Genomic DNA, 21,957 nt, shown 5'->3' with positions numbered 1-21,957 from the left:
GGGTGTTGGTCTGAAGGAATCGAGGAAGACAGCGCCGTGTTCCAATCCCATAACAGTCTAGCGACTGGCCTCAGCCGCCGAGAGGACGGAAATCGAGTTCGCCCGCGCCGGAGGCATCCGCCCCGACGAACGCGTAGCGCCCGTAACCGGCGCCGGCCGCGCGTTCCAGCAGCGCCTTGACGTTCTTGGTGCGCTGTTCGAGGCGCACCCGGAGGCCCTGTTCGACCAGTGTTCGTTTGAGCGCCACGAGTCGGGCCGGGTCTGTTCCCTTGTCGTACACCAGCACGACGGCGTTCTCAGCGGATGCCGCATCCACGCCCAGCAGGTCGACGATACGCTCGAACCCGATCGAGAACCCACACGCCGGCACCTCGGTGCCGAGGAAGCGGCCGATCATGCCATCGTACCGGCCGCCACCGCCGAGGGAGTAGCCCAGATCGGGGTGTGAAATCTCGAAGATGGTGCCGGTGTAGTAGCCCATCCCGCGCACCAGGGTCGGGTCGAACACGAGCCGCACCTCGGGCAGCGCGGCGCGCAGCGCGAGCAGGTCGGCGAAGGCATCCGTGTCGAGCCAGATCGGCGGGGTCGGCTCTGCGACCGTCCAACCGGCATCGGCGATCTGGCTCAGGGTATCGGCCACGCCGTCGGTGGCGATGCCCAGGCCAGCGAGCTCCGTGACGACCCCGTCGACGCCGATCTTGTCGAGTTTGTCGATCACGATCAGCGCGCGTTCGTTCAGCTCGGGCGCCACACGCCAATGCGCGAGCAGGGTGGTCAGGATGCGGCGGTCGTTGACGCGGATGGAGCACCCGGTCAGGCCGAGGGCGTCGAGCGCGGCGGCGGTCGCGGTGATCAGCTCAATCTCGGCAAGCAGGCCGGACTCGCCGATGATGTCGATGTCGCACTGCACGAACTGCCGGTAGCGGCCCTTCTGCGGACGCTCCGCCCGCCAGACCGGCGCGATCTGGATGGACCGGAACACCGTCGGCAGTTCCGCCCGGTGAGTCGCGTAGAACCGGGCGAGCGGCACGGTGAGGTCGAAGCGCAGGCCCAGGTCTGCCAGCCCGAGCAGGTCGCCGGATTCGGCGGCGGCCGCGGCATCCGTCGGCTTCAACCCACGCTTCAGCACGGCGAAAGCGAGTTTCTCGTTGTCGCCGCCGAGCCCGGAGTGCAGCCGGGCCGCGTCTTCCATCACGGGGGTCTCGATCTCGTCGAAGCCGTGCGCCGCGAAGCTTCGCCGGATCACGGCCAGCGCGTGCTCCCGGGATGCCTTGTCGGCGGGGAGGAAGTCGCGCATGCCACGGGGAGGGGTCACTGGTGTTGCCATAGCCCCAATTGTGTCAGTTCGGGTCGGCCCGTCCGTTTCCGCCGGGACGCCCGACACGGCTTCACATACGATGTAGTGCTCGATGTCGACGTGGTCGTCACCGGCACCCCGGGCGATGGTCAGGAGCATGGGCATCGAGCCCCGGGCGGCGCGAAACAAGCCCCGATCTGCGCGGACAGAGGACCATTGAAGGATGTCTGGCTCATGGTTGGACGGTTCCGGCACCGCCCTGTCGGCACCGTCGCGTGGCCTCAGCCCAAGCCTTCGCGCAGGCCTTCGCGCAGGCCTCAGCCGGGCAGCCCGATGATGCCGGCGTCGGCAACGTCGCCGGCATCCGTCGTCTCGGCCTCGCGGATCTCGTCCTGCAGACCGCGGAGGGCCGTGCGCAGGGCACGTTCGGAGTCGAGCCCGTGACTCTTGGCCGCAGACACGATGGCCAGCAGCAGCGGGCCGAGCTGGTCTTCGGTCTCGATCGGAAGCGGGAACGCGGCCTCGGTGCCGATCAGCCCGATCTTCTGGGCTCGGCCGAGCACCTTGTCGGCGAGCGCGAGCGCCGGCATTCCCTGCGGGATCCCGTCGAGCACGCTCGTGCGGGAGGGCTTCTCCGCGGCCTTGAAGTCGTCCCAGGCGCGGGCCACGTCGTCGGCCGTTTCCAGGTTCACGTCGCCGAAGACATGCGGATGCCGCCCGACCATTTTCGCGGTCATGTGCGCGGCGACATCGTGGATGTCGAAGCCCTCGCCGTCGGTGTGCGCGGCCAGGTCGGCGTGGAAGATCACCTGGTAGAGCACGTCGCCGAGCTCCTCGAGCATCTCGTCGCGGCTGCCCGACTCGATCGCCTCGATCAGTTCGTGCGTCTCCTCGGTCAGGTACTGCACCAGCGACTCGTGGGTCTGCTCGGCATCCCACGGGCATCCGCCCGGGGCTCGCAGCAGAGCCACCACGCGAACCAGCTCATCGAGACTGGAGGCCGGTGCCGGGCCGGCGGGGATGTCTGAAAGGGTCACGAGACAACTCTAATCGTCCCGAATTGCCGGGTTCTGCACCGGCCGCGGGCTACGCGACCGCGGCGACGGGACGCGGGAAGAGAGCGTCGAGCAGGTTGCCGGCCCAGGCGATCAGCGCCGCATCCCCGAGCGGTTCCCCGTTGATGCGCGGCATGGGCACGGTCAGCGCACCGTTCTGGGTGAAGTAGCGCGAGCCGGGGTACATGCGCTGCAGGCGCACCTGCATCGAGTCGGCGAGGTTCGCCGGCGACACCCGCAGGTTTGAGCCCATGGCCACGACCTCGCCCAGGCCGGCCTGCTGGGCCAGCCAGCGAAGGCGCGACACCAGCACCAGGTTCTGTACCGGCTGCGGCGGTTCTCCGTAGCGATCGGTGAGCTCCTCGAGAACCAGGTCGATCTGATCCTTCGCGGCCGTCGGCGAGCTGGCGGCGGACAGCTTCTGGTAGGCCTCGAGGCGCAGCCGTTCGCTGTCGACGTAGTCCTCGGGGATGTGCGCGTCGACGGGCAGTTCCAGCCGAAGTTCGGTCTGGCCCTCCGCGACGTCGCCGCGGAAGGTGCTCACGGCCTCGCCGATCATGCGCAGGTAGAGGTCGAAGCCGACCCCGGCGATGTGGCCGGCCTGCTCGCCGCCGAGCAGGTTGCCGGCGCCGCGGATCTCGAGGTCCTTCAGCGCGACCTGCATGCCGGCGCCCAGTTCGTTGTTCGCCGCGATGGTCGACAGCCGGTCGTGGGCGATCTCAGTCAACGGCTTGTTCTCGTCGTAGAGGAAGTAGGCGTAGGCGCGTTCGCGGCCACGGCCGACCCGCCCGCGCAGCTGGTGCAGCTGGCTGAGCCCGAACTTGTCGGCCCGGTCGATGATGATCGTGTTCGCGTTGGCGATGTCGAGGCCGGTCTCGATGATCGTGGTCGAGACGAGCACATCGAACTTGCGCTCCCAGAAGTCCACGACGACCTGTTCGAGCTGGGCCTCAGGCAGCTGGCCGTGCGCCACGGCGATCCGCGCCTCGGGTACGAGCTCGGCCAGCTTCGCGGCCACCCGGTTAATGCTCGACACCCGGTTGTGCACGACGAAGATCTGGCCCTCCCGCAGCAGCTCCCGCCGGATGGCCGCGGCCACCTGGCGGTCGGAGTACGGTCCGACGAAGGTGAGGATCGGGTGCCGGTCCTCCGGCGGGGTGGCCAGGGTGGACATCTCCCGGATGCCGGTGACCGCCATCTCCAGCGTGCGCGGGATGGGCGTGGCGCTCATCGCGAGGATATCCACGTTGGTCTTGAGCTTCTTCAGCGCATCCTTGTGCTCCACGCCGAAGCGCTGCTCCTCGTCGATGATCACGAGACCCAGGTCCTTGAACACGATGGAGTCCGACAGCAGCCGGTGGGTGCCGATCACGAGGTCGACGGTGCCGTCGAGCATGCCCGCGATGGTTTCGCGGGATTCCTTCTCGGACTGGAACCGGCTGAGCGCGCGCAGGTGCACCGGGAACCCGGCGAAGCGTTCCTGGAACGTCTCCATATGCTGGCGCACGAGCAGGGTGGTGGGCACGAGCATGACGACCTGCTTGCCGTCCTGGATCGCCTTGAACGCGGCGCGCACGGCCACCTCGGTCTTGCCGAACCCGACGTCGCCGGAGAGCAGCCGGTCCATCGGGATGGGCCGTTCCATGTCGGCCTTGACCTCGTCGATGGTGGTGAGCTGGTCGGGCGTCTCCGCGAATGGGAAGGCCTCCTCCAGCTCGCGCTGCCAGGGGGTGTCCGGCCCGAAGGCATGACCCTTGCTGGCCATCCGTGCGGAGTAGAGCTTGACGAGCTCGACGGCGATGTCCCGCACGGCACGACGCGCCTTGGTCTTCGCCGCCGACCAGTCGCTGCCGCCCATTTTGCTCAGCGCCGGCGCCTCGCCGCCGACGTAGCGGCTGACCAGGTCGAGCTGGTCGGTGGGCACGTAGAGCTTGTCTCCCGGGTGCCCGCGCTTCGACGGCGCGTACTCGAGCACGAGGTATTCGCGCTTGGTCTTGACCGGGTTGCGGCCGCCGCTGGAGACCTCACGCTGGGTGAGCTCGATGAACCGGCCGATGCCGTGCGTCTGGTGCACGACGTGGTCGCCGGCCTTCAACTGCAACGGATCGACGACGTTCTTGCGTCGGCTGGCCAGCTTCTTCACCTGGCGCGCGTCGTAGCCGACGGTGCGGCCGTAGAATTCTGACTCGCTGACCAGGGAGAATTTCGTCTCCGGCAGTTCGAAACCGTGGTCGACGGATGCTTTCAGCAGGTAGGCGATACCGGCCTCGGGTCGGCTCGGCCATTCCGTGACGATCCGGGCGGGCAGCTCCCGCTCGGCCAGAACGTCGGCGGCACGTTCGACCAGCCCGGCACCCTGGGCGACGATGCCGACGGTCCAGCCGGCCTTCAGCCGCTCGGCCAGGTGACCGACGGCGCCCTCGACGTTGCCCTGGAAACTCGGCACGGCGTCGCCCTCGACCCGCACCGTGAGCAGGTCGTCGATTTCGCGGTGCTCCGGAAGAACTGGCGCGTCCGTCGGCGCCGCCTGGAAGGAGCTCAGGGTCCACCACACGTGTGCGGACGCGGGGGCGCCGGGCGCGCTGAACTGCACGGCCTCGCGCAGCCGCCCGAGGGTGAGGAAGTCGCCGGATTCCAGGTCGATCGGCGCCTCGGCGCCCGCGGTCGCGGCGCTCCACGCGGCGCCGAGGAACTCCCGGTTGGTCTCGGCGAGGCTGATCGCGCGGGATGCGACGCGCTCGGGCGAGATGACGGCGACGGCCGCCTCGGCGGGCAGGTAGTGGGTGATCGGCACGAGCCGGTCGACGAGGGCGGGCGCGAGGCTCTCCATGCCCTCGACCGGGATGCCCTCGGCGATCTTCGCGAGCAGGCCGGACAGGCTCGGGAACTCGTGCTGCATCTCGCGCGCCCGCTGCCGCACGGCGGGGCTGAGCAACAGCTCGCGGCTCGGCGGCAGGCTCACCGAGTCGACCGGGTCAGGGAAGGAGCGCTGGTCAGCGACCGAGAACGCGCGGATCTGTTCGACCTCGTCGCCGAAGAACTCGACCCGGAAGGGGTGTGGGGCGATCGACGGGAACACGTCGAGGATACCGCCGCGCACCGCGAACTCGCCGCGCCGGGTGACCATGTCCACCCGGGCGTACGCAACGTCGACGAGTTGGCGCGCGATGGCGGAGAGGTCGTGGCCGCGTTGGCCGGCGACCAGGTCGATCGGCTCGTAGTCGGTGAGGTTGTCGGCCACGGGCTGTAGCGCGGCGCGCACGGACGCGATGACGATCAGGGGGCGCCGCCCCGCCGGTGCGTTCTCTTCCCACTCGCGCATCCGTCGCAGGGCGTAGAGCCGCTTACCGACGATTTCGGCGCTGGGGCTGAGCCGTTCGTGCGGCAGCGTCTCCCAGGCCGGGAAGTCGATGATCTCGGCGTCGGCCGCGAAGCAGGCAAGGTTCTCGTGCAGCGCCTCCGACTCCCGCCCGGTGGCGGTGATCAGCAGCAGGGCCGGGGCCTTCTCCAGCCGGGTGCGCTGCTCGAGCAGCGCGGCGAGCAACGGCGCGCGGAGCCCCTCGGTGAGGGAGAAGTCGACGTCCCGGTTCGCGAAGGCGAGGGCATTGTCGAATGTGGAGGCGCGCGAAAGTGTGGCAATTAAGCCCTGAAGAGTCACCAGACAAGTCTACGCAACCAGGCTGACAGCCAACCCGGGCGGCCAGAGGGCATCAGGGGGCGTGGAACTTCTGCTGCGCCGCGGCGACGCCCTCGGCGGCGATCAGTTGGATCGCGTCGGCGGCATCCGTCAACAGGTTGGGCAGAGCCGATCGCTCGGTGGACGTGAAGTCGTGCAGCACGAAGTCCGCGGCGGGCTGGCGGCCGGGCGGGCGCCCAATGCCGACGCGGATGCGGATGAACTCGTTCGTGCCTGCGGCGGCGATGATGTCCCGGAGGCCGTTGTGGCCGCCGTGGCCCCCGCCGACCTTGATCTTCATTGTGTCGAACGGCAGGTCGAGGTCGTCGTGGATCACGATCAGGCGTGCCGGCTCCAGCGAGTAGAAGCGCAGGAGCGCGGCCACCGGCCCGCCGGTCACGTTCATGTACGTGTTCGGCTTGGCCAGCACCAGCTTCGGACCTCCCGGGAAACTGCGCCCTTCGGCAACCGAGGAATTCGTTTTATGGTTCTTGAAGTTGGCCGACACGCGGTCGGCGAGCACGGTAGCCACCATGTGGCCGACGTTGTGTCGGTTGCTGGCGTAGTCGGGCCCGGGGTTGCCGAGCCCGACTACGAGCCAGAGATTGTCGTCCAGGGGAATCCTCCGCTTGCGACGAAACCAGAAGGGAATGACTACTCGGCGGGGGCAGCCTCGGCGTCGCCCTCTACGGCCTCGCCCTCTTCTGTTTCCTCTTCCTCTTCCTCGGCAGGCAGGTGCACGAGCACGACGACGGCTTCTTCGTCGGAGACGAGCGTGGCGCCCTTGGGCAGCACGACGTCCTTCGCGCGGATCTGGTCGCCGTCTTCGAGGCCCTCGATCGAGACCTGGACGTTCTGCGGGATGCTGGTGGCCTCGACCTCGAGAAGAAGGGTCTTGGAGTCCAGGTCAGCCATGGTGCCGGAGGCCGACTCACCGGTCAGGTGCACGGCAACCTCGACCTGGACCTTCTCACCCTTGCGGATGACGATGAGGTCGAGGTGCTCGATGATCTGCAGGAACGGGTCCTTCTGCACGTCCTTGACCAGGGTCAGGTGGGTCTTGCCGTCGATGTCCAGCTCGAGGACGGCGTTCGCACGACGCAGCAGCAGGCCGATCTGGTGCGCGGGAAGCGCAACGTGAACCGGGGTGGTGCCGTGGCCGTACATGACGGCGGGGATCTTGCCCAGCACGCGCAGCTTGCGGGCGGCGCCCTTGCCGAACTTCACGCGCAGGTCGGCGACAATCTTGTTGGTGGCGTCAGCCATGGTGTATCTCCTTGCGGACCGCTACGGCCCAGATCTGGTTTGCGGACGATGCCCGCAAAGATGGGTACTGGTTCATTTTCAACTCGAACGCGTGTCAGCGTGAGGAAAGGCCGTGAAGCATTCCGCCGCGTCGATAACGGATGCCGCACCCTCGGTTTCCCGGCGGGCGGCAGCCCTCGCCGAAGTTCAACTCCTCAGTCTAGCGGAGGCGACGGCGCGCGGCGAACGCGCGCAGCGGCATCCGTGACCAACGCCGCCCGCGTCACCCCACGTCACGGCCATGGGCCGAGCGACTAGCCTTGAAGGAGTTCTGAGAACAGATAGCTGAAGGAGCAAACGTGGCCGAAACCGGCGCAGCACAGGCAAACATTGGCGTAGTGGGACTGGCGGTGATGGGCTCGAATCTCGCCCGCAACCTGGCCAGCCGTGCGGGCAACACCGTGGCGGTGTACAACCGCTCCCCCGAGCGCACCCGCCTGCTCACGACCGAGCACCCCGAGGCCGGCTTCGTCGCCTCAGAGACCATCGAGGAGTTCGTGGCGTCGCTGCAGAAGCCGCGTACCGCGATCATCATGGTGCAGGCCGGTGCGGGCACGGATGCCGTGATCAGCCGACTGACCGACCTGTTCGAGCCCGGCGACATCATCGTGGACGGTGGCAACGCCGACTTCCAGGACACCATCCGCCGCGAGAAAGAGGTGCGCGCCACGGGCGTGAACTTCGTCGGCGCCGGCATCTCCGGCGGCGAAGAGGGTGCTCTCAAGGGCCCCAGCATTATGCCCGGCGGCTCGGTGGAGGCCTACAAGACCCTCGGCCCGATCCTCGAATCGATCGCGGCCGTCGTCGACGGCGTCCCCTGCGTCACTCACATCGGCACGGATGGCGCCGGTCACTTCGTCAAGATGATCCACAACGGCATTGAATACGCCGACATGCAGCTCATCGCGGAGGCATACGATCTGCTCCGCAAGGTGACCGGGCACTCCCCCGCCGCCATCGCCGACGTGTTCACCGAGTGGAACGAGGGTGACCTCGAGAGCTACCTGATCGAGATCACCGCCGAGGTGCTGCGCCAGGTCGACGCCAAGACCGGCCTGCCGTTTATCGATGTCGTGCTCGACGAGGCCGGCTCGAAGGGCACCGGCGTGTGGACCGTGCAGAACGCGCTCGACCTGGGCGTGCCCGTCGGCGGCATCGCCGAGGCCGTCTTCGCCCGCGCCGTGTCCAGCCACCCGGAGCAGCGCGTCCCCGTGCGCGCCGCCATCACCGCCCGCCCGGAAATCGCCGTCGTCGGCCACACCTTCCAAGACGACGTTCGCCAGGCGCTCTACGCGTCGAAAGTCGTTGCCTATGCCCAGGGCTTTGACGCGATCATCGCCGGTGCGAAGAAGTACGGCTGGACCGTGGACAAGGGCGCCATCGCCACGATCTGGCGCGGCGGCTGCATCATCCGCGCCCAGTTCCTGAACCGCATCGTCGACGCCTACGCCAACGACCCGTCGATCGCCTCCCTGCTCGCCGACCCGTACTTCGCCCAGGCCGTCGCCGACGGCGAGTCGGCGTGGCGCCGGGTGGTCTCGACCGCGGCACTGTCGGGCATCCCGGTTCCCGGCTTCGCGTCGGCGCTCAGCTACTTCGACTCGCTCGCGAGCGAGCGGCTCCCCGCCGCACTCGTGCAGGGCCAGCGCGACTTCTTCGGCGCGCACACCTATAAGCGCGTCGACATGCCCGGAACCTTCCACACCCTGTGGTCCGGGGACCGCAGCGAGATCGAGACCGAGGGCTCCTCGCACTAGACCCGCTCCTCCGGTGCCGCAACTGTTGCCGGAGCGGACGAGTGTTGCCCGCACACCGGCAACAGGTGTCCGCTTCGGCAACAGTTTTATGCTCTGGCAACACCGGTGTGCCAGCCGGCAGATTAGCGGAGGACCGGGAGCCCTGCGGTTGTGAGGATGCGCAGGAGCGAACCGCGCCGGCGCACATCGGCCGAACCCCAGCGGGCCATGCGATGGCCTTCCGCGCGGAGGTCATCCTCGCGCACCTTCTCCCGGGTGACCGCTTCCCCGGGCGTGAGTCCCCGGAGGTACTCTGCCTTCAGGTATTTGTCCTGCCCGTTGAACTCCCCGATCAGACGATAGGTCGGCCACTCGAAGTCGGTGAAGTAGAAGCCGCCGCGAGGGTTGCGATGGCACGTCTGCAGCAGGGGATCGGGGAAGCCCAGCTCGAAGATCGCCACGCGAATGAGCGATTCACCCGGGTTGTCCGCATTGGGCCGTCCGAAGCGGATGGCCCGTTCCGCCTTCACCCATCCCCGGGGTGACACCGACTCCTGGAGTTTCTCGCGCAGCACCTCGTCCGTCAGGAAGACCTCCGGGGATGCACTTCGCGGGTTGAGGGCGTGGTCGATCGCGACGACGGCTGTGGCAAAACTCGTGGTGCGTGCCAGGTCGAGCAGGGTGCGCGCGGGACTGGTCACGAGCATCCCGTCGATGTCGACGATGTCACCGTCGGGAACGTCGATGCGGTGGACCGTCACGCCATTCTTGCTCCGCGCCCCGGACTGCGGTGGTGCGAGCACGTGCACCGTGCTCGGCCAGGCCTCAGCCAGGGGAATCCCCCACACGGCCGCCGCCGATTGATGGCTGATCAGAGGGTCGCGCGTCCGCGTGGCGACGACCGCGCGGATCTCGGCGAGGTGCCTCTGTCGCGGTGAGAGCGGCCCCCAGTGATCCGTCGTGGTGAAGACACCACGGCGTAACCGTAGTGCGCTCCTCCCGAACTGCGCCTCACGCCGAAACTGCCGGTCACCTGACTCCGTGGTGGCGGCCCCGCCCGAGAGGTACAACCCGGTGTGCTCGTCGATTCGCGCGTCAGCCATCTGCCGAGGGTCGCGGTGTGAAGCGGGTACGGTGCCGCTCCCCCGTGTTCCGTGGGTCCCGCGCGGCCCGGGGAGCCTGGGGAGGGGTGGCCGCGTCGCTCCCGGCGGGACAAACTGTTGGGGAGCTCCAGCACGAAGCAGCCGGGTTTGCGATACTGGGAGCCTGATGACGAGCGACGACCACCCCGAACTCTCCGGTTACGAGCCGCTGGATGCCGGCCGGCCCCTGCGCAGCCCGCGCACCCTCCTGATCATGCGCATCGTCGTCGTGCTCGGGCTCGTGGCGCTGATCGTGCCCGGCATCCTGACGAGCGTGCAGGTGGCGACGACCACGGCCGCCAATGCGTGCAGCGTGGCCACGGCTCGGTACTATCCGGGCGCCGTCGACTTCGACGCCCGCTTCGAGCTGAGCGGCCCGGGCGGCTTCGGCTGGCAGTGCTACGCGATCGATCTGAACGAGCGCGAGACGTATGTCGTGCCGCTCGGCATCATTCCCTCGGCGCCCCGGACGCCCAGCACCGAGATGCCCGTGTAGACCCGACCCCGATCAGGACCGGGCCCGGACAGACCGATGGCCGGTCACCGACATTCGTCGACGACCGGCCGGGGTTCGCTGTGCGAAGGGCCCGCGGCTATGCGGCGCCCTCGAACATCGAGGTGACGGAACCCTCGTCGAAGACCTCGTGGATGGCCCGCGCCAGAAGCGGCGCGATCGGCAGTACGGTGAGCGTGGGGAAGCGCTTCTCCTCGGGGATCGGCAGGGTGTCGGTGACGACGACCTCGGAGATCGCGGGATTCTGCAGCAGCTCCAGCGCCGGATGGCTGAACACGGCGTGGGTTGCGGCGACGACGACACCGATCGCGCCGGCGGCGCGCAAAGCCTCGGCGGCGAGAACGATTGTGCGGCCGGTGTCGATCATGTCGTCGACGATCAGGCAGACGCGACCCTCGACCTGACCGACGATCTCGTGCACGGAGACCCGGTTGGCGACCTTCGGGTCGCGCCGCTTATGGATGATGGCCAGCGGGGCGCCGAGCTTGTCGCTCCAGATGTCGGCGACGCGCACGCGGCCCATGTCGGGCGAGACGACCGTCAGGGTGGCCGGGTCGAGCTTCTCCTTGAAGTGCTCGAGCAGCACGGGCATGGCGAAGAGGTGGTCGACGGGGCCGTCGAAGAAACCCTGGATCTGGGCGGCGTGCAGGTCGACGGCCATGATCCGGTCGGCTCCGGCGACCTTGAACAGGTCGGCGATCAGCCGGGCCGAGATCGGCTCGCGGCCGCGGCCCTTCTTGTCCTGGCGGGCGTAAGGGTAGAACGGCGCCACGACGGTGATGCGCTTGGCGGAGGCCCGCTTCAGCGCGTCGACCATGATCAGCTGTTCCATCAGCCACTCGTTGATCGGGTCGGTGTGCGACTGGATCACGAAGGTGTCCGAGCCGCGCACGCTCTCGTCGAAGCGCGCGTAGATCTCGCCGTTCGCGAAGGTGCGTGCGTCGGTGTGAACGAGTTCGGTACCAAGTTCCGTGGCGATGTCCAATGCCAGTTGCGGGTGTGCTCGCCCCGAAACCAATACAAGTCGCTTTTCGCCGCTGGTCTTGATTCCAGACACCTAGTCTCCACTCTTTGCCGCAGCCGCCGCCGCGTCGGTTCCTGGGCGGTTGGTCTGTACCCAGCCGTCCATATTGCGTTGTGGGGCCACGGTGAGGCCCAAGGCCCCGGCCGGCACGTCCTTACGGACGATTGTTCCGGCACCCGTGTACGCTCCGTCCCCAATCCTAATCGGCGCGACGAACACGTTGTGCGACCCGGTGCGCACGTGGGACCCGATCTCAGTGTGGTTCTTGGTCACACCGTCGTAGTTGGCGAAGATCGTGCCGGCCCCGATGTTCGATCCCACTCCCACGGTCGCGTCGCCGACGTAGCTGAGGTGCGGCACTTTGCTACCCGCGCCGATGGTCGCGTTCTTGGTCTCGACAAAGGTGCCGATCTTGCCGTCAGCGCCCAGGCTCGTGCCCGGGCGCAGATAGGCGAACGGACCGACTGATGCGCCGGCGCCGATGACCGCGAGCGTCGCATCCGTGCGCTTCACCACCGCGTTCTCGCCGATTTCACAATCGAGGAGGGTGGTGTCCGGGCCGATCACGGCACCGGTCTCGATCACGGTCGAACCGAGGATCTGCGTACCCGGCCGGATGATGACATCCGGAGCCAGCTTTGCCTTGAGGTCGATCCAGGTGGTAGCAGGATCCTGCACGGTCACGCCGGCCAACTGCCAGCCGTAGACGATGAGGCCGTTCAGCTGGCGCGCGGTCTCGCTGAGCTGGGACCGGTCGTTGATGCCCGCCACCAGCCAGGCGTCCGCGACCGGCACGGCCCGCACTTCGGCCCCGGCCTGGCGTAGCAGCCCGACCACGTCGGTGAGGTATTTCTCTCCCTGCGCGTTCTCGGTGGTGACGTTGGCCAGCTGCTCGCGCAACTCGGCTACGCGGAAGACGTAGACCCCGGCGTTCGTCTCGGAGATGGCACGTTCCTCGGCCGTCGCATCCTTCTGCTCGACAATGCGGTCGAAGGCGCCCTCTTCGGAGCGCACGATGCGGCCATAGCCGGTGGCGTCCTCCGGAAAGGAGGAGAGCACGGTGGCCGAGACGTCCCGGTCGCGGTGCGCGGCGACGAAACTGGCCAGCGTGGCCGCGTTCAGCAGCGGCACGTCGCCGCTGACCACGAGCACGTCGCCCTCGAAGTCATCGGGGAGGGCGGTGATGGCCTGCTCCACGGCCCGTCCGGTGCCGGGCAGCTCGTCCTGGTCGACGATCAGGCTCTCGGGCAGGTCCTTGCCGACGAGGGCGGCCAGCTGGTCGCGCTCGTGGCGCACCACGGTGACGACGTGTGCCGCTTCGAGGGCGCGGGATGTCGCCAGCACATGGCTGAGAATGGGGAGACCGGCCAGCTCGTGCAGCAGTTTCGGAGTGCTTGATTTCATGCGGGTGCCCTGGCCGGCGGCCAGCACGACGATTGCGAGTCGGGAATCAATCACGGGGTTTCCTCTAGCTTCGGTGGAGCCGCCCGGGGAAGACCGGATGGTGACGCCATGCAGTGCTCCGCCGCCAGGACTCGAACCTAGACCTAACAGCTCCAAAGGCTGTCGTGCTGCCATTACACCACGGCGGAATTCGCCGACCGACGGCCGACCAACGGTAACAAGTCTGCCAGATATCGCGCCGATAGCGCGCCCCGGCGCTCCTGGGACGCGCTCCTGCGCCGGTTGGCGTGCCCGAACGGGATAATAGACGGATGCCCGCACATGACGAAGTCGACCGGATCGTTGACGCTTGGCTGCGCGAACGGCCCGACCTCGACTTCGCACCGCTTCAGGTGCTGTCACGCGTGGCCCGTCTGTCCAAGCACCTGGACCGCGCCCGCCGCACCGCGTTCTCCCGCTCAGAGTTGGACTCCTGGGAGTTCGACGTGCTCTCGGCGCTGCGCCGTGCGGGGGCACCCTACGAGCTGAGCCCGAAAGCCCTGCTGCAGCAGACGCTGGTCTCCAGCGGCACGATGACCAACCGGATCGACCGGCTCGTCGAGCGGGGGCTGGTCACCCGGCGCACGGACCCCAACGACGGGCGCGGCATTTTCGTGGGGATGAACCCGGCCGGCCTGACCCGGGTGGATGCCGCCATCACCCGGCTGGTCGACGCCGAGGCCGAGCTGCTCGCCACGCTGTCGCCGAGCGAGCAGGCCGGACTCGCGACCCTGCTGCGCAAGCTCAGCCTCGGCTTCGACTAGGGTTTACTTCGAGATCGAAGCCTTCGGAAAGTCACGCCAGGTGCGGAAGAAGTGCGTCTCCACGGCGGCGGCCCCGCCCTGTTCCACGGCGTGCAGCCGGCCGTAGCTGAAGGCGTTCTCCCCCTGCAGGTACGCGGCCATGCCGAGCCGGAGCAGCACGTCCCGGGCAACGACGCTGTCCTGGTGGTCGCCGAGGGTGTCCTGCACCTGCCGGGCCGCGGCCACGAGCCGCGCCGCGCGGGTGCGCCGCAGCGGCGCCGCCGTCTCGGCCGCGTAGCGCAGCTGCTTGGCCCGCTTCCGCGCCTCGTGCAACGCCTCATCGCGAAGGGCACCGGACGGGGTTCCCTGCGCCAGGAAAACCGCTGCGCGCAGCCGCTTCCAGTCGGCACGGATCAGTTCGGGGATGACGGTGCTCGCGGGCTTGTCAGCCCGGGTGAGCAGCGGCGGGGTGGTCAGCACGGCGTCGAGCGTGTCGAGCAGCCGGAAGTACCGCTCGGAGTCGAGGGTCTCGAGGGTCTGGCGCCTGGCCACGCGGATGACGTCAGCGAAGTGTGTGTCGATTCGCTCACCCAGCGCGCCCACGACCAGCCCGGCCGGTTCCTGAGCGAGCCGATGGGCGAGGCGCTGCCGGATCACCTCCGCGTCCCGGGCGGCGCCGAGCGCGCCGGCCAGCCAGCGCAGCTCATCACGGATGGGGCCGGTGACCGACCTGTCGAGGAGGTCCCGGTAGGTAGACAGGGCCGAGCGCAAGCGGCGGGTGGCCACGCGCATCCGGTGCACGCCGTCCGAGTCGTTCTCCCGCACCCGTGCATCCTGCACGCCGATCGCACGCACCTGTTCCTGCACGTAGGCCATCAGCACGGTGCCGGCCGAGCTCTTGCGGGTCGGCCGGATCGCCGAGACCGTGACGAACTCCGGCACCTTGTCGCCGAGGGCGCGGGCCAGTTTGGACGGGTTCACGGATGGCTCCACGCCGACCGACGACAGCCGCTCCTGGGCGGCGTCGAGCAGGTCGCGAGAGCCGTGTACGAGCTCGACCTCCCATTCCCGCCAGGTCTGGGTCAACGGCACTGGGGCGAACCTCTCTGCCTCCACGTGGTCATCGCAAACCTCGGCCAGCACGGCCTCGTTCTCGCCGACCAGACGGTGCAGAATGCGCCGGTTCTGGAGGTGCACGACCGGCACGAGCTGGCGCCCGCGCAGGTGGACCCGCACCAGGTTCAGCAGCGATTCGGGGATACGGTCAGGGTTGTCTCCGAGCGATTCGCGCAGCTCGCGGCGCTCGTCCGGTGACACCGGAAGCTTGAGGTGCCAGCCGGCGTCATCCCCTCCGGTGCGGCGGCGGAGGGTCAGGTGCCGCGCCGCGAGCACAAAATCATCGGTGTCGTAGTAAACCGCGTCGAGCTGGTGTTCGATGGGCTCCTCGACGTGCGTCACGCCGGGAAGGTCGTGCAGCAGCGGCAACACCGTAGCCGGATTCACGTCGTACTTGCGTTCGATCTCGGCGAAACCCACAGTGGTCATGGCCACAGCTTAGGCCGAAACAGCGCCAGCGCCGACCGCACCGTCTACCCGAACCGGCCGTTAACGTAGTCCGCCGTGCGCGGGTCGATCGGGTTGCCGAACATGGCGTCGGTGGGTCCGTGTTCCACGATCCCGCCGGGCGTACCCTGCGCGGCGAGGAAGAAGGCGCAGTTCTGCGAGACGCGCTGCGCCTGCTGCATGTTGTGGGTCACGATCACGATGGTCACCTCCCGGGCGAGTTCGAGCATGGTCTGCTCGATCACCCGCGTCGACGTAGGGTCGAGGGCCGAGCACGGTTCGTCCATGAGCAGGATGCGCGGAGTCACCGCCAGGGATCGGGCGATGCACAGGCGTTGCTGCTGGCCGCCGGACAGCCCGCCACCCGGGGCGCGCAGACGGTCCCGGACCTCCTTCCACAGACCGGCCTTGGTCAGGCAGCTCTCGACGAGGTAGTCCTTCTCGTCGTTCGACGCACGCTGGCCGGTGAGAGTGAGGCCCGCGATCACGTTGTCGTAGATCGACATCGCCGGGAAGGGATTGGGCTTCTGGAAGACCATCCCGATGTGTTTGCGAGCGTCGACGAGCTTGCGTTCCGGGTCGTAAATGTCTTCGCCCTCGAGCAATACCTGGCCGGCGAGGCTCGCCGAGGGAACGAGCTCATGCATCCGGTTCAGGATGCGCAGAAACGTCGACTTCCCGCAACCCGACGGCCCGATCAGCGAGGTGATGACGCCCGCGGGCATCACGAGGTTGACCCGGTCGAGAACCTGGCGCTCGCCGAACCAGGCCGAAACGTTGCGGCCCTCGAGCGTGGCGAGAGGGGCGCGCGCGCTCGGTTGATGCGAGGGCGCGTCGATGACCAGATCTGGGCCGGCCGGGCGTTTTGACCACGGCGAGCCCGATCCGCCCAAACGGCTGCGCCGGTTCGACACCGACCGGGCAGGCAGGCGCAGCTTCCGGTCGCGCTGCCCCGATCGTGGTGGTGGCGTTGTTGCGGGAAAGAGCGGCACAGCCGGAAGCACCTGCGTCAACTCGTCGTCGAACACGTTCTCGTTCATAACCACTCGTTTCGGGTTGCTAGAGCAGATTCGGGAGCAGGCGCACGAGCTGGTCGGCCACGAAGACCCCACCAACGGTGACCACGGGAAGGAACACGGTCCAGGTCTTGCGGGGGCCGACCCGTCTGAATGCCCAGACTGCGGCGAGCTCGATCACGAGCAGGAACTGCAGCGCGAAGACGAGCGCCCACACGGTCGACGTGTCCGTGGCCAGTTCCTTGTCGGCAAGCGGCAGGGTCAGATAGGTGGTCTGGCGGGGGCCGGCGGGCTTCGCTTCCGAGACGAGTTCCGCATCCACTCTGGCGACGCCGGTGGGCACGAAGGCCGGGCCGCGCGCGGTCTCGAGCACCAGGCGGCTCTTTCCGGCTCCGAGCGCGGGCGGCGTCGGATCGCCGGCGTAGCGAACGCCGAGCACGGAGTACGTGTGTTCGCCCTGGCCGGTAATGACGGTGAATTCCTGCCCGGGGCGCAACTCCTGGAGTCGGCTGAACGGTCCGCCGAAGGCTGCGGCCCGGCCCATGATGACGCTGTACCCGGCCTGCCCCGGGAGAACGCTGTCGCGGCGGTGGCCCGGCCCGGCCCGCAGGGTGCCGGAGTCGGTGCCCTCGACCACGATCTCGTGCACATCGATGGACGGAATGTCGATCAGTGCGACGGGCGTGCCCGCCGTGAGCAGGACCTTGTCGACCGTGCCCTCGCTGACCGGAGCGGTTCCCTCGGCGAGTTCGTACCGGAACGTGTTGGTGAGCCGCTGTTGGCTGACGACGTGTTGCAGCTGACCGAGCACCGTGATGTTGGCCAGCAGACCGAGGATCAGCACGGCCAGGATCGTCAGGGTCGAACGGATGGCCTGATCACGCGAGCTGAGGTCGACCGGCGGTCGCGGGGGCGTCGGCATCCGTCGGGGTGGCCTGGGGATTTTCGGCGGCTTGGGTGCTCCGGGCTCCGTCGGAGGCCGCGGCGGTCCGGACCGCCGACTGGATTCCGCACGGCCGGGACGGCCGGGCGGGCGGACCGTACCGGGTGCCCTGAACCGGCGCGTCGGCTTTGCGATGGTCACGACGCCATCCCATCGCCGATTGCCGGGTTGCGAGCACGACGCACGACGGGCAGCTTCCGCAAGCCCAGAGTCAATGCGCCGGCGGCCGTGAACACAAGCAGGAGGAAGTAGGGCGGGATGACGACGAGGGACTCCCGGGACACCGGTCCCAGCGCCGTTCCGAGAACCTCGGTCGGTGGCGTCAAGGTGACGTGACCGGTGAACAAAGTCCACTGGCCGACGTCGGGCAGGGTGGCCGTGACCGTGCGGGTCTCCCCTGGTGAAAGGTCGGCGACCTCGACGGCGTCGACTGCGGCCAACTGCATGCCGACAGCGTTCGTGATCCAGAATTTGAGACTCGACGTGACCGGGGTGGTCGTGACATTCTTCAGGGTGAAGGCCAGCACGATGTCGCCCCCGCCGGGGCCGAAGTCCGGCTTCGGCAACGCGGTGACGCCGCTGACATAGAGGACGCCGCCCACGGCCGTGGGGTCGATTCCGAGCGCGTGGGTCCCCGCGGCCGACCCTGCTGCAGTCGTTTGGGTGACTCCGCGCACCGAGGCTGGTTTTGCCGGCTGCGGCGCCGTCGTGCGGGGCGTGGCGCCGGGCCCCGCCGGCGCCGCCGGTGACGAGGATCCGGTCGGTCCGAGCACCGTGACGGACAGATCGACGCCGCGCGGATCATCCGTCGCCGACGTGGCACTGGGGGCAGTCGCGCTTCGGGCGACGGCACTGGGGGCAGCAGCGCCCAGGGCGACACCGACCATGCCCGTCATCGCGAGGAGAGCGATGAGAGCCACGATCGGAAGCCGGCGCACGGCAGGGGAGGTAAGCACCGGTTTAGTTAGCACGTCCAAGGTTTCGATGATCTGACGGGAAAGCTAACGAGAGGCAAACTCGGCCGGGGCTTCATCCCGCGCCTTGCGGCGCGCCTCGGCCTCCGTGTATTCGATCCAGGCGGCGGCCTGCGTGGCGTCGCGCTTGCGGCTGAACCGCACGATCAGCCAGGTCCCTCCCCCGACCAGCACCAGAAGGAGAAACGCCCACGGCACCACGAAGAGGTCGCTGTTGCGCGCGCCGGTCGGAAGCACTCCCGCGGCGAGGGCGTCCTCGTCGACGGTCGCGGCCAGCGACACGTGCGGGTTCAGGTAGACCCAGGCGCCCACGCCGGGAATCACAATGCTGACCGTGCGGGAGCTGCCGGGCAGCATCTCGGAGATCTCCTGATCGACCAGCCCGGAGAGCGGAATCCCGAACAAGCCGCGCACCTGCGAGACGGTGTCGGCACCGAGCGACACGTTCCCGTTGTTGGTCAGGCTCATTTTCAGGGTGGTCTCGCCCGAGAACGGGTTGACACTCGGCTGGTAGGACGATTCGATGCTGCTGATCGTCAGGCCGGGCTGCAGCGGGCCCTTGACGCGCACATACAGGCGGATGCCGACGCGCCGGTCGACCGTGACCTGTCCGGCCGGGGAGAGGGCCGAGACGATGACGCCGCCGGCGTGGTCCCCGGGCGTGGCATCGGCCGGGACCGTCACGGTGAACGGCAGCACCTGCCGGGCGCCGGGGTCGAGCGTGACCTGGATCCTGTTGGTGCCGTTGTCGAAAGCGATCCAGGTTCCGGCGTCCGCGGGGGTCGCGGCTCCCTCGAGGAGCGCGAAGCTGCCGTCGTCGGCGTTGAAGGCGTCAGTGGCGTAGACGGTGACGGCCTGCACGGTGGTGCCGGTGTTCTCGACCAGGTATTCGTCCTGGAGCGTCTGGCCGGGTTCGACTTGATAGCTGAACCGGGACCGGGACTGGTCGACGCCGCCGCCGGCAGAGGGTGCGCCGGCGATACCGTCGGAGTCGGCCGCCCAGGCGCCGGAGGCCCCTGAGACGCCGAGGCTGACGGTCAATCCCAGGGTGACCAACACGCCGGCGGTGACAGACAGGAGGCGGGGGGCGGCGGTGCGGAGGGTCACGATCGGCGTACTCATTTCTGCGGTCTTTCTGCGGATGCTGCGTTGGCGGAAAACAGTGTGAGAGGAAGGGGAGGACCGGCGCGAACGCCGTTCCTCCCCCGTTGTTCAGCTGGTGCCTGCTCCTACTTCGAGACGACCGTGAGGGTCATCGTCGAGGTGTAGGTGCCGGCGGCCTTGTCCTGAGGAGCGACGAAGGTCAGGTCTGCGTTGAGAACGCTGTCGCCGACCGTGTTCGCTGCCGAGCCGGAGGCAAAGTTGTACGTCCCGGATGCCGCACCGGCCACCTGGACCGCGGCGGCGGTGACGCCGGTCGCGGACGTGCCGGCAACGACCAGCTTCGGCGCGACGCCGAGCTGGGACTTGCTGATGATGTTCGTCGCATCCGTACTGTTCTTGAAGTCCGCGACGGTCGCGCTGAGGTTCCAGCCTTCGCGCGTGAGTACCCGGCCATCGTTGACCGTGATGTTGCCGAGGGTGCCGGTCGTGGTCGACTTGTTGCTCACGAGTGACGGGGTGCCGAACGACGCCGCGGCGCCGGCCGGGACCGTCAGCGCGAGCACGCCGTTGGACACTACGGCAGCGGTCGTTGTCGGAGCGAGAGCGATTGCATTGATGGGGGGCGGCGGCGGCGTGCCTCCGTCTTCCTGGAGCTCGAACGTGAAGACTCCGGTGACGGGAGTCATGTTGATCGTGCGGTAGAAGGCACCAACGACGGTCACACCGCTGTTCGTGGTGCAGGCGAGGCCAAGGCTGTATCGTCCGCCACTCGCTTTGCTTGCCAAAGCGCCCGGCGTACCGTTGATCATGATACCCGGGGTTAGAGTCGGAGCGACGACCTCGGTGGTCCGGCCCGGGGCAAATGCGGAAACCGCGGTGGCAGACCACGCGCCGACGCTGCGCTCGCCGCCGACCGGCGACAGGAAGATGCTCGCACCGGTCGAAATCGCGGGGCACAGGTAGGAGTCGTCGTAGGCGGCGGTGGTGGAACCGGAGTAGAGGTCCTCGTCAAAGCCCCAAGTGCGGGCAAGGTTGGTGACGAGTACGCCGTCCGTGTCGTAGGTGTACATCGGCGCGTCTGAGCCGTTGACCTGGGTGACGGCGCTCGCGGAGGCGATGGCTGAACCGGCGACGAGCGCCAGTGACACAACTCCAACAGCGGCGAAGCGGGTCTTGTGATTGAGCTTCATGAAATCTGTTCCTGTTCTCGGTGGTGGAGGTGCCGGCTACGCGGTCTTTGCGACGCGGTACGAGACGACGCCGGTCGTGGGAGGGAGGAATCCGAACTTTTTCTTGACGGCGCCAGCCTTGGACACCAGCGTCTGGGCGTTGGTGAGCGCGCCCCCCTGAGCCGAGTCAAGGAGCTTGAAGAGACCTGCGTCGTACTTCACATTTGTGGAGTCCATTTTCGCGTTCTCGACGACGAGGTAGGTGTCGCGACCCCAGGTGGTGTCTGCGTAGTACGCGGAGTTCGGAGCCATCGTGGTGCCAGTGCCGGTGATCGGCGTGACGCCGGCAACGAGGGAACCGAGTATGCCGGTGCCTCGCTTGTCGTACGAGGCACCGGTGTTCATGGCAACCCAACGAGATACTGCCATCGGCATGACGGACTCGGCGGTCAGGGTGGTCGCGTCGTGCTCCTGTCCTTCGACGACACAGCCGCCCTCGGTGACGGTCTTCATGAGCGTCTCAGTCGAGCCGATCTTCGCCAGGAAATCCTTGCGGGTGCCGGATCCGTTCTGGGGAATGATCGGCGTGACCGTGACACCGCTGATCTGGAAGCCGGGTGAGCACTCGTAGAGACTCTTCATCTGTGAAGCATTGATTCCCTCGATGCCCGTCGCTGCACCCTTATAGGCGTACGCGATGGCGTCGCGGGCGAACGGAACATAGAGAAGCTCGCCGGCGTCGTTCCGGGTTCCCGCGCTTGAGGACCGTGCGATGTCGACCTGGCCGGAGATGACGACGTTGGCCGGGCTTCCGGTGGAACCGGAGGTGTACTGTCCACCGTCGATTGAGCGGCTCAGCGCCTTGACGCCGTCACCGGAGCCGTTGGGCCGGCCGAAGCGCGGCCCGTTGGGCTTCGTGGTGATGTACGCCGAGCCCGTAGCGTCGAATGACCCGATGGTTGCGGAGTTGACCGTGGAACGCACAACTGACCCGGTTACATTGGTTCCGTTCGCGAGGGCGCTGACGACGTCCTCGAGGGTGTCGGAGCCCACGATGCTGTAGCTGTTGGACACGGGGTCAGCCATGGCCGGTGAAGCAAGGGCAATGCCGGAGATGGCAACGCCGACAGTTGCGCAGAGCGCAATAGCCTTCTTCGAAATCACTGTGATGCCTTTCGGATGTGGTGCTCGAGACGCTTCCGGGCGGACGCGTCTTTCCTGGCGTTTCGCTCCGGTGCCCAGGCCCCGTATCG

Annotated in this window: 19 protein-coding genes and 1 tRNA gene; 4 read left to right on the top strand and 16 right to left on the bottom strand. The window is 68.0% G+C overall.

The genetic code is table 11. The annotated features are described in order from the left end of the window. Positions 1 to 70 precede the first annotated feature (70 nt). From hisS to E3O22_RS01995, 5 genes are all read right to left on the bottom strand, one after another. Complete coding sequence (gene hisS / locus E3O22_RS02015; protein WP_134393818.1) at positions 71 to 1,327, bottom strand: histidine--tRNA ligase; 1,257 nt, start codon at positions 1,325 to 1,327, stop codon at positions 71 to 73. Between the two features lie 287 nt (positions 1,328 to 1,614). After that, positions 1,615 to 2,334, bottom strand: a complete 720-nt coding sequence (locus E3O22_RS02010; protein ID WP_134393819.1) for a MazG family protein — start codon at positions 2,332 to 2,334, stop codon at positions 1,615 to 1,617. A gap of 49 nt (positions 2,335 to 2,383) precedes the next feature. After that, entirely contained in the window at positions 2,384 to 6,010 is a 3,627-nt protein-coding gene (gene mfd / locus E3O22_RS02005) for a transcription-repair coupling factor (RefSeq protein ID WP_134393820.1), read from the bottom strand. 52 nt (positions 6,011 to 6,062) lie between these two features. Further along, positions 6,063 to 6,644, bottom strand: coding sequence for an aminoacyl-tRNA hydrolase (gene pth, locus E3O22_RS02000; protein ID WP_134393821.1), 582 nt, complete (start codon positions 6,642 to 6,644; stop codon positions 6,063 to 6,065). Positions 6,645 to 6,682: 38 nt separating this feature from the next. Beyond that, complete coding sequence (locus tag E3O22_RS01995; protein ID WP_134393822.1) at positions 6,683 to 7,294, bottom strand: 50S ribosomal protein L25/general stress protein Ctc; 612 nt, start codon at positions 7,292 to 7,294, stop codon at positions 6,683 to 6,685. Between the two features lie 112 nt (positions 7,295 to 7,406). Between E3O22_RS01995 and E3O22_RS16530 the strand changes: the two genes are divergently transcribed. Further along, positions 7,407 to 7,541 carry a hypothetical protein gene (locus tag E3O22_RS16530; RefSeq protein WP_255570035.1) on the top strand — a complete coding sequence of 45 codons (135 nt, stop codon included), beginning with the start codon at positions 7,407 to 7,409 and terminating at the stop codon, positions 7,539 to 7,541. Positions 7,542 to 7,686: 145 nt separating this feature from the next. Then, positions 7,687 to 9,090 (top strand): NADP-dependent phosphogluconate dehydrogenase, encoded by a 1,404-nt coding sequence (gene gndA / locus E3O22_RS01990; RefSeq protein WP_241973334.1) that lies wholly within the window; start codon positions 7,687 to 7,689, stop codon positions 9,088 to 9,090. A gap of 122 nt (positions 9,091 to 9,212) precedes the next feature. On the opposite strand, the gene E3O22_RS01985 is transcribed toward gndA, so the two are convergent. Continuing rightward, complete coding sequence (locus E3O22_RS01985) at positions 9,213 to 10,172, bottom strand: hypothetical protein (protein ID WP_134393824.1); 960 nt, start codon at positions 10,170 to 10,172, stop codon at positions 9,213 to 9,215. Positions 10,173 to 10,338: 166 nt separating this feature from the next. Here E3O22_RS01985 and E3O22_RS01980 point away from each other — a divergent pair, with 166 nt between their 5' ends. Further along, on the top strand, positions 10,339 to 10,707 hold the full coding sequence (locus E3O22_RS01980) for a hypothetical protein (RefSeq protein ID WP_134393825.1): 369 nt from the start codon (positions 10,339 to 10,341) through the stop codon (positions 10,705 to 10,707). A gap of 97 nt (positions 10,708 to 10,804) precedes the next feature. On the opposite strand, the gene E3O22_RS01975 is transcribed toward E3O22_RS01980, so the two are convergent. From E3O22_RS01975 to E3O22_RS01965, 3 genes are all read right to left on the bottom strand, one after another. Then, positions 10,805 to 11,782 carry a ribose-phosphate diphosphokinase gene (locus tag E3O22_RS01975; protein ID WP_104100824.1) on the bottom strand — a complete coding sequence of 326 codons (978 nt, stop codon included), beginning with the start codon at positions 11,780 to 11,782 and terminating at the stop codon, positions 10,805 to 10,807. Further along, entirely contained in the window at positions 11,783 to 13,207 is a 1,425-nt protein-coding gene (gene glmU / locus E3O22_RS01970) for a bifunctional UDP-N-acetylglucosamine diphosphorylase/glucosamine-1-phosphate N-acetyltransferase GlmU (protein ID WP_134393826.1), read from the bottom strand. It lies immediately after the preceding gene. Positions 13,208 to 13,269: 62 nt separating this feature from the next. Next, a tRNA-Gln gene (locus E3O22_RS01965) sits at positions 13,270 to 13,341 on the bottom strand. Positions 13,342 to 13,464: 123 nt separating this feature from the next. Here E3O22_RS01965 and E3O22_RS01960 point away from each other — a divergent pair. Next, positions 13,465 to 13,956, top strand: coding sequence for a MarR family winged helix-turn-helix transcriptional regulator (locus E3O22_RS01960; RefSeq protein ID WP_134393827.1), 492 nt, complete (start codon positions 13,465 to 13,467; stop codon positions 13,954 to 13,956). Positions 13,957 to 13,959: 3 nt separating this feature from the next. Here E3O22_RS01960 and E3O22_RS01955 read toward each other — a convergent pair whose 3' ends face one another. The 7 genes from E3O22_RS01955 to E3O22_RS01925 form a co-directional block, all read right to left on the bottom strand. Next, the gene (locus E3O22_RS01955) at positions 13,960 to 15,480 is read right to left on the bottom strand and encodes a CYTH and CHAD domain-containing protein (protein ID WP_134393828.1); all 1,521 of its coding nucleotides are present in this window, start codon (positions 15,478 to 15,480) and stop codon (positions 13,960 to 13,962) included. A 44-nt stretch (positions 15,481 to 15,524) separates the two neighbouring features. After that, positions 15,525 to 16,337 (bottom strand): phosphate ABC transporter ATP-binding protein, encoded by an 813-nt coding sequence (locus tag E3O22_RS01950; protein ID WP_198410555.1) that lies wholly within the window; start codon positions 16,335 to 16,337, stop codon positions 15,525 to 15,527. Between the two features lie 220 nt (positions 16,338 to 16,557). Further along, a complete protein-coding gene (locus tag E3O22_RS01945; protein WP_134393829.1) occupies positions 16,558 to 17,436 on the bottom strand; it encodes a sortase in 879 nt (292 codons plus the stop codon). A 158-nt stretch (positions 17,437 to 17,594) separates the two neighbouring features. Then, positions 17,595 to 18,413 (bottom strand): hypothetical protein, encoded by an 819-nt coding sequence (locus E3O22_RS01940; RefSeq protein ID WP_134393830.1) that lies wholly within the window; start codon positions 18,411 to 18,413, stop codon positions 17,595 to 17,597. Positions 18,414 to 18,458: 45 nt separating this feature from the next. Beyond that, the gene (locus tag E3O22_RS01935) at positions 18,459 to 19,553 is read right to left on the bottom strand and encodes a WxL protein peptidoglycan domain-containing protein (RefSeq protein WP_134393831.1); all 1,095 of its coding nucleotides are present in this window, start codon (positions 19,551 to 19,553) and stop codon (positions 18,459 to 18,461) included. Between the two features lie 107 nt (positions 19,554 to 19,660). Continuing rightward, positions 19,661 to 20,725 (bottom strand): hypothetical protein, encoded by a 1,065-nt coding sequence (locus E3O22_RS01930; protein WP_134393832.1) that lies wholly within the window; start codon positions 20,723 to 20,725, stop codon positions 19,661 to 19,663. Positions 20,726 to 20,761: 36 nt separating this feature from the next. Next, positions 20,762 to 21,868, bottom strand: a complete 1,107-nt coding sequence (locus tag E3O22_RS01925; protein WP_134393833.1) for a hypothetical protein — start codon at positions 21,866 to 21,868, stop codon at positions 20,762 to 20,764. Positions 21,869 to 21,957 lie beyond the last annotated feature (89 nt).

Source organism: Cryobacterium sp. TMT2-18-2, assembly GCF_004402245.1.
In the GTDB taxonomy this organism is placed as follows: domain Bacteria; phylum Actinomycetota; class Actinomycetes; order Actinomycetales; family Microbacteriaceae; genus Cryobacterium; species Cryobacterium sandaracinum.
This window is presented reverse-complemented; position numbering and strand designations above follow the sequence as displayed.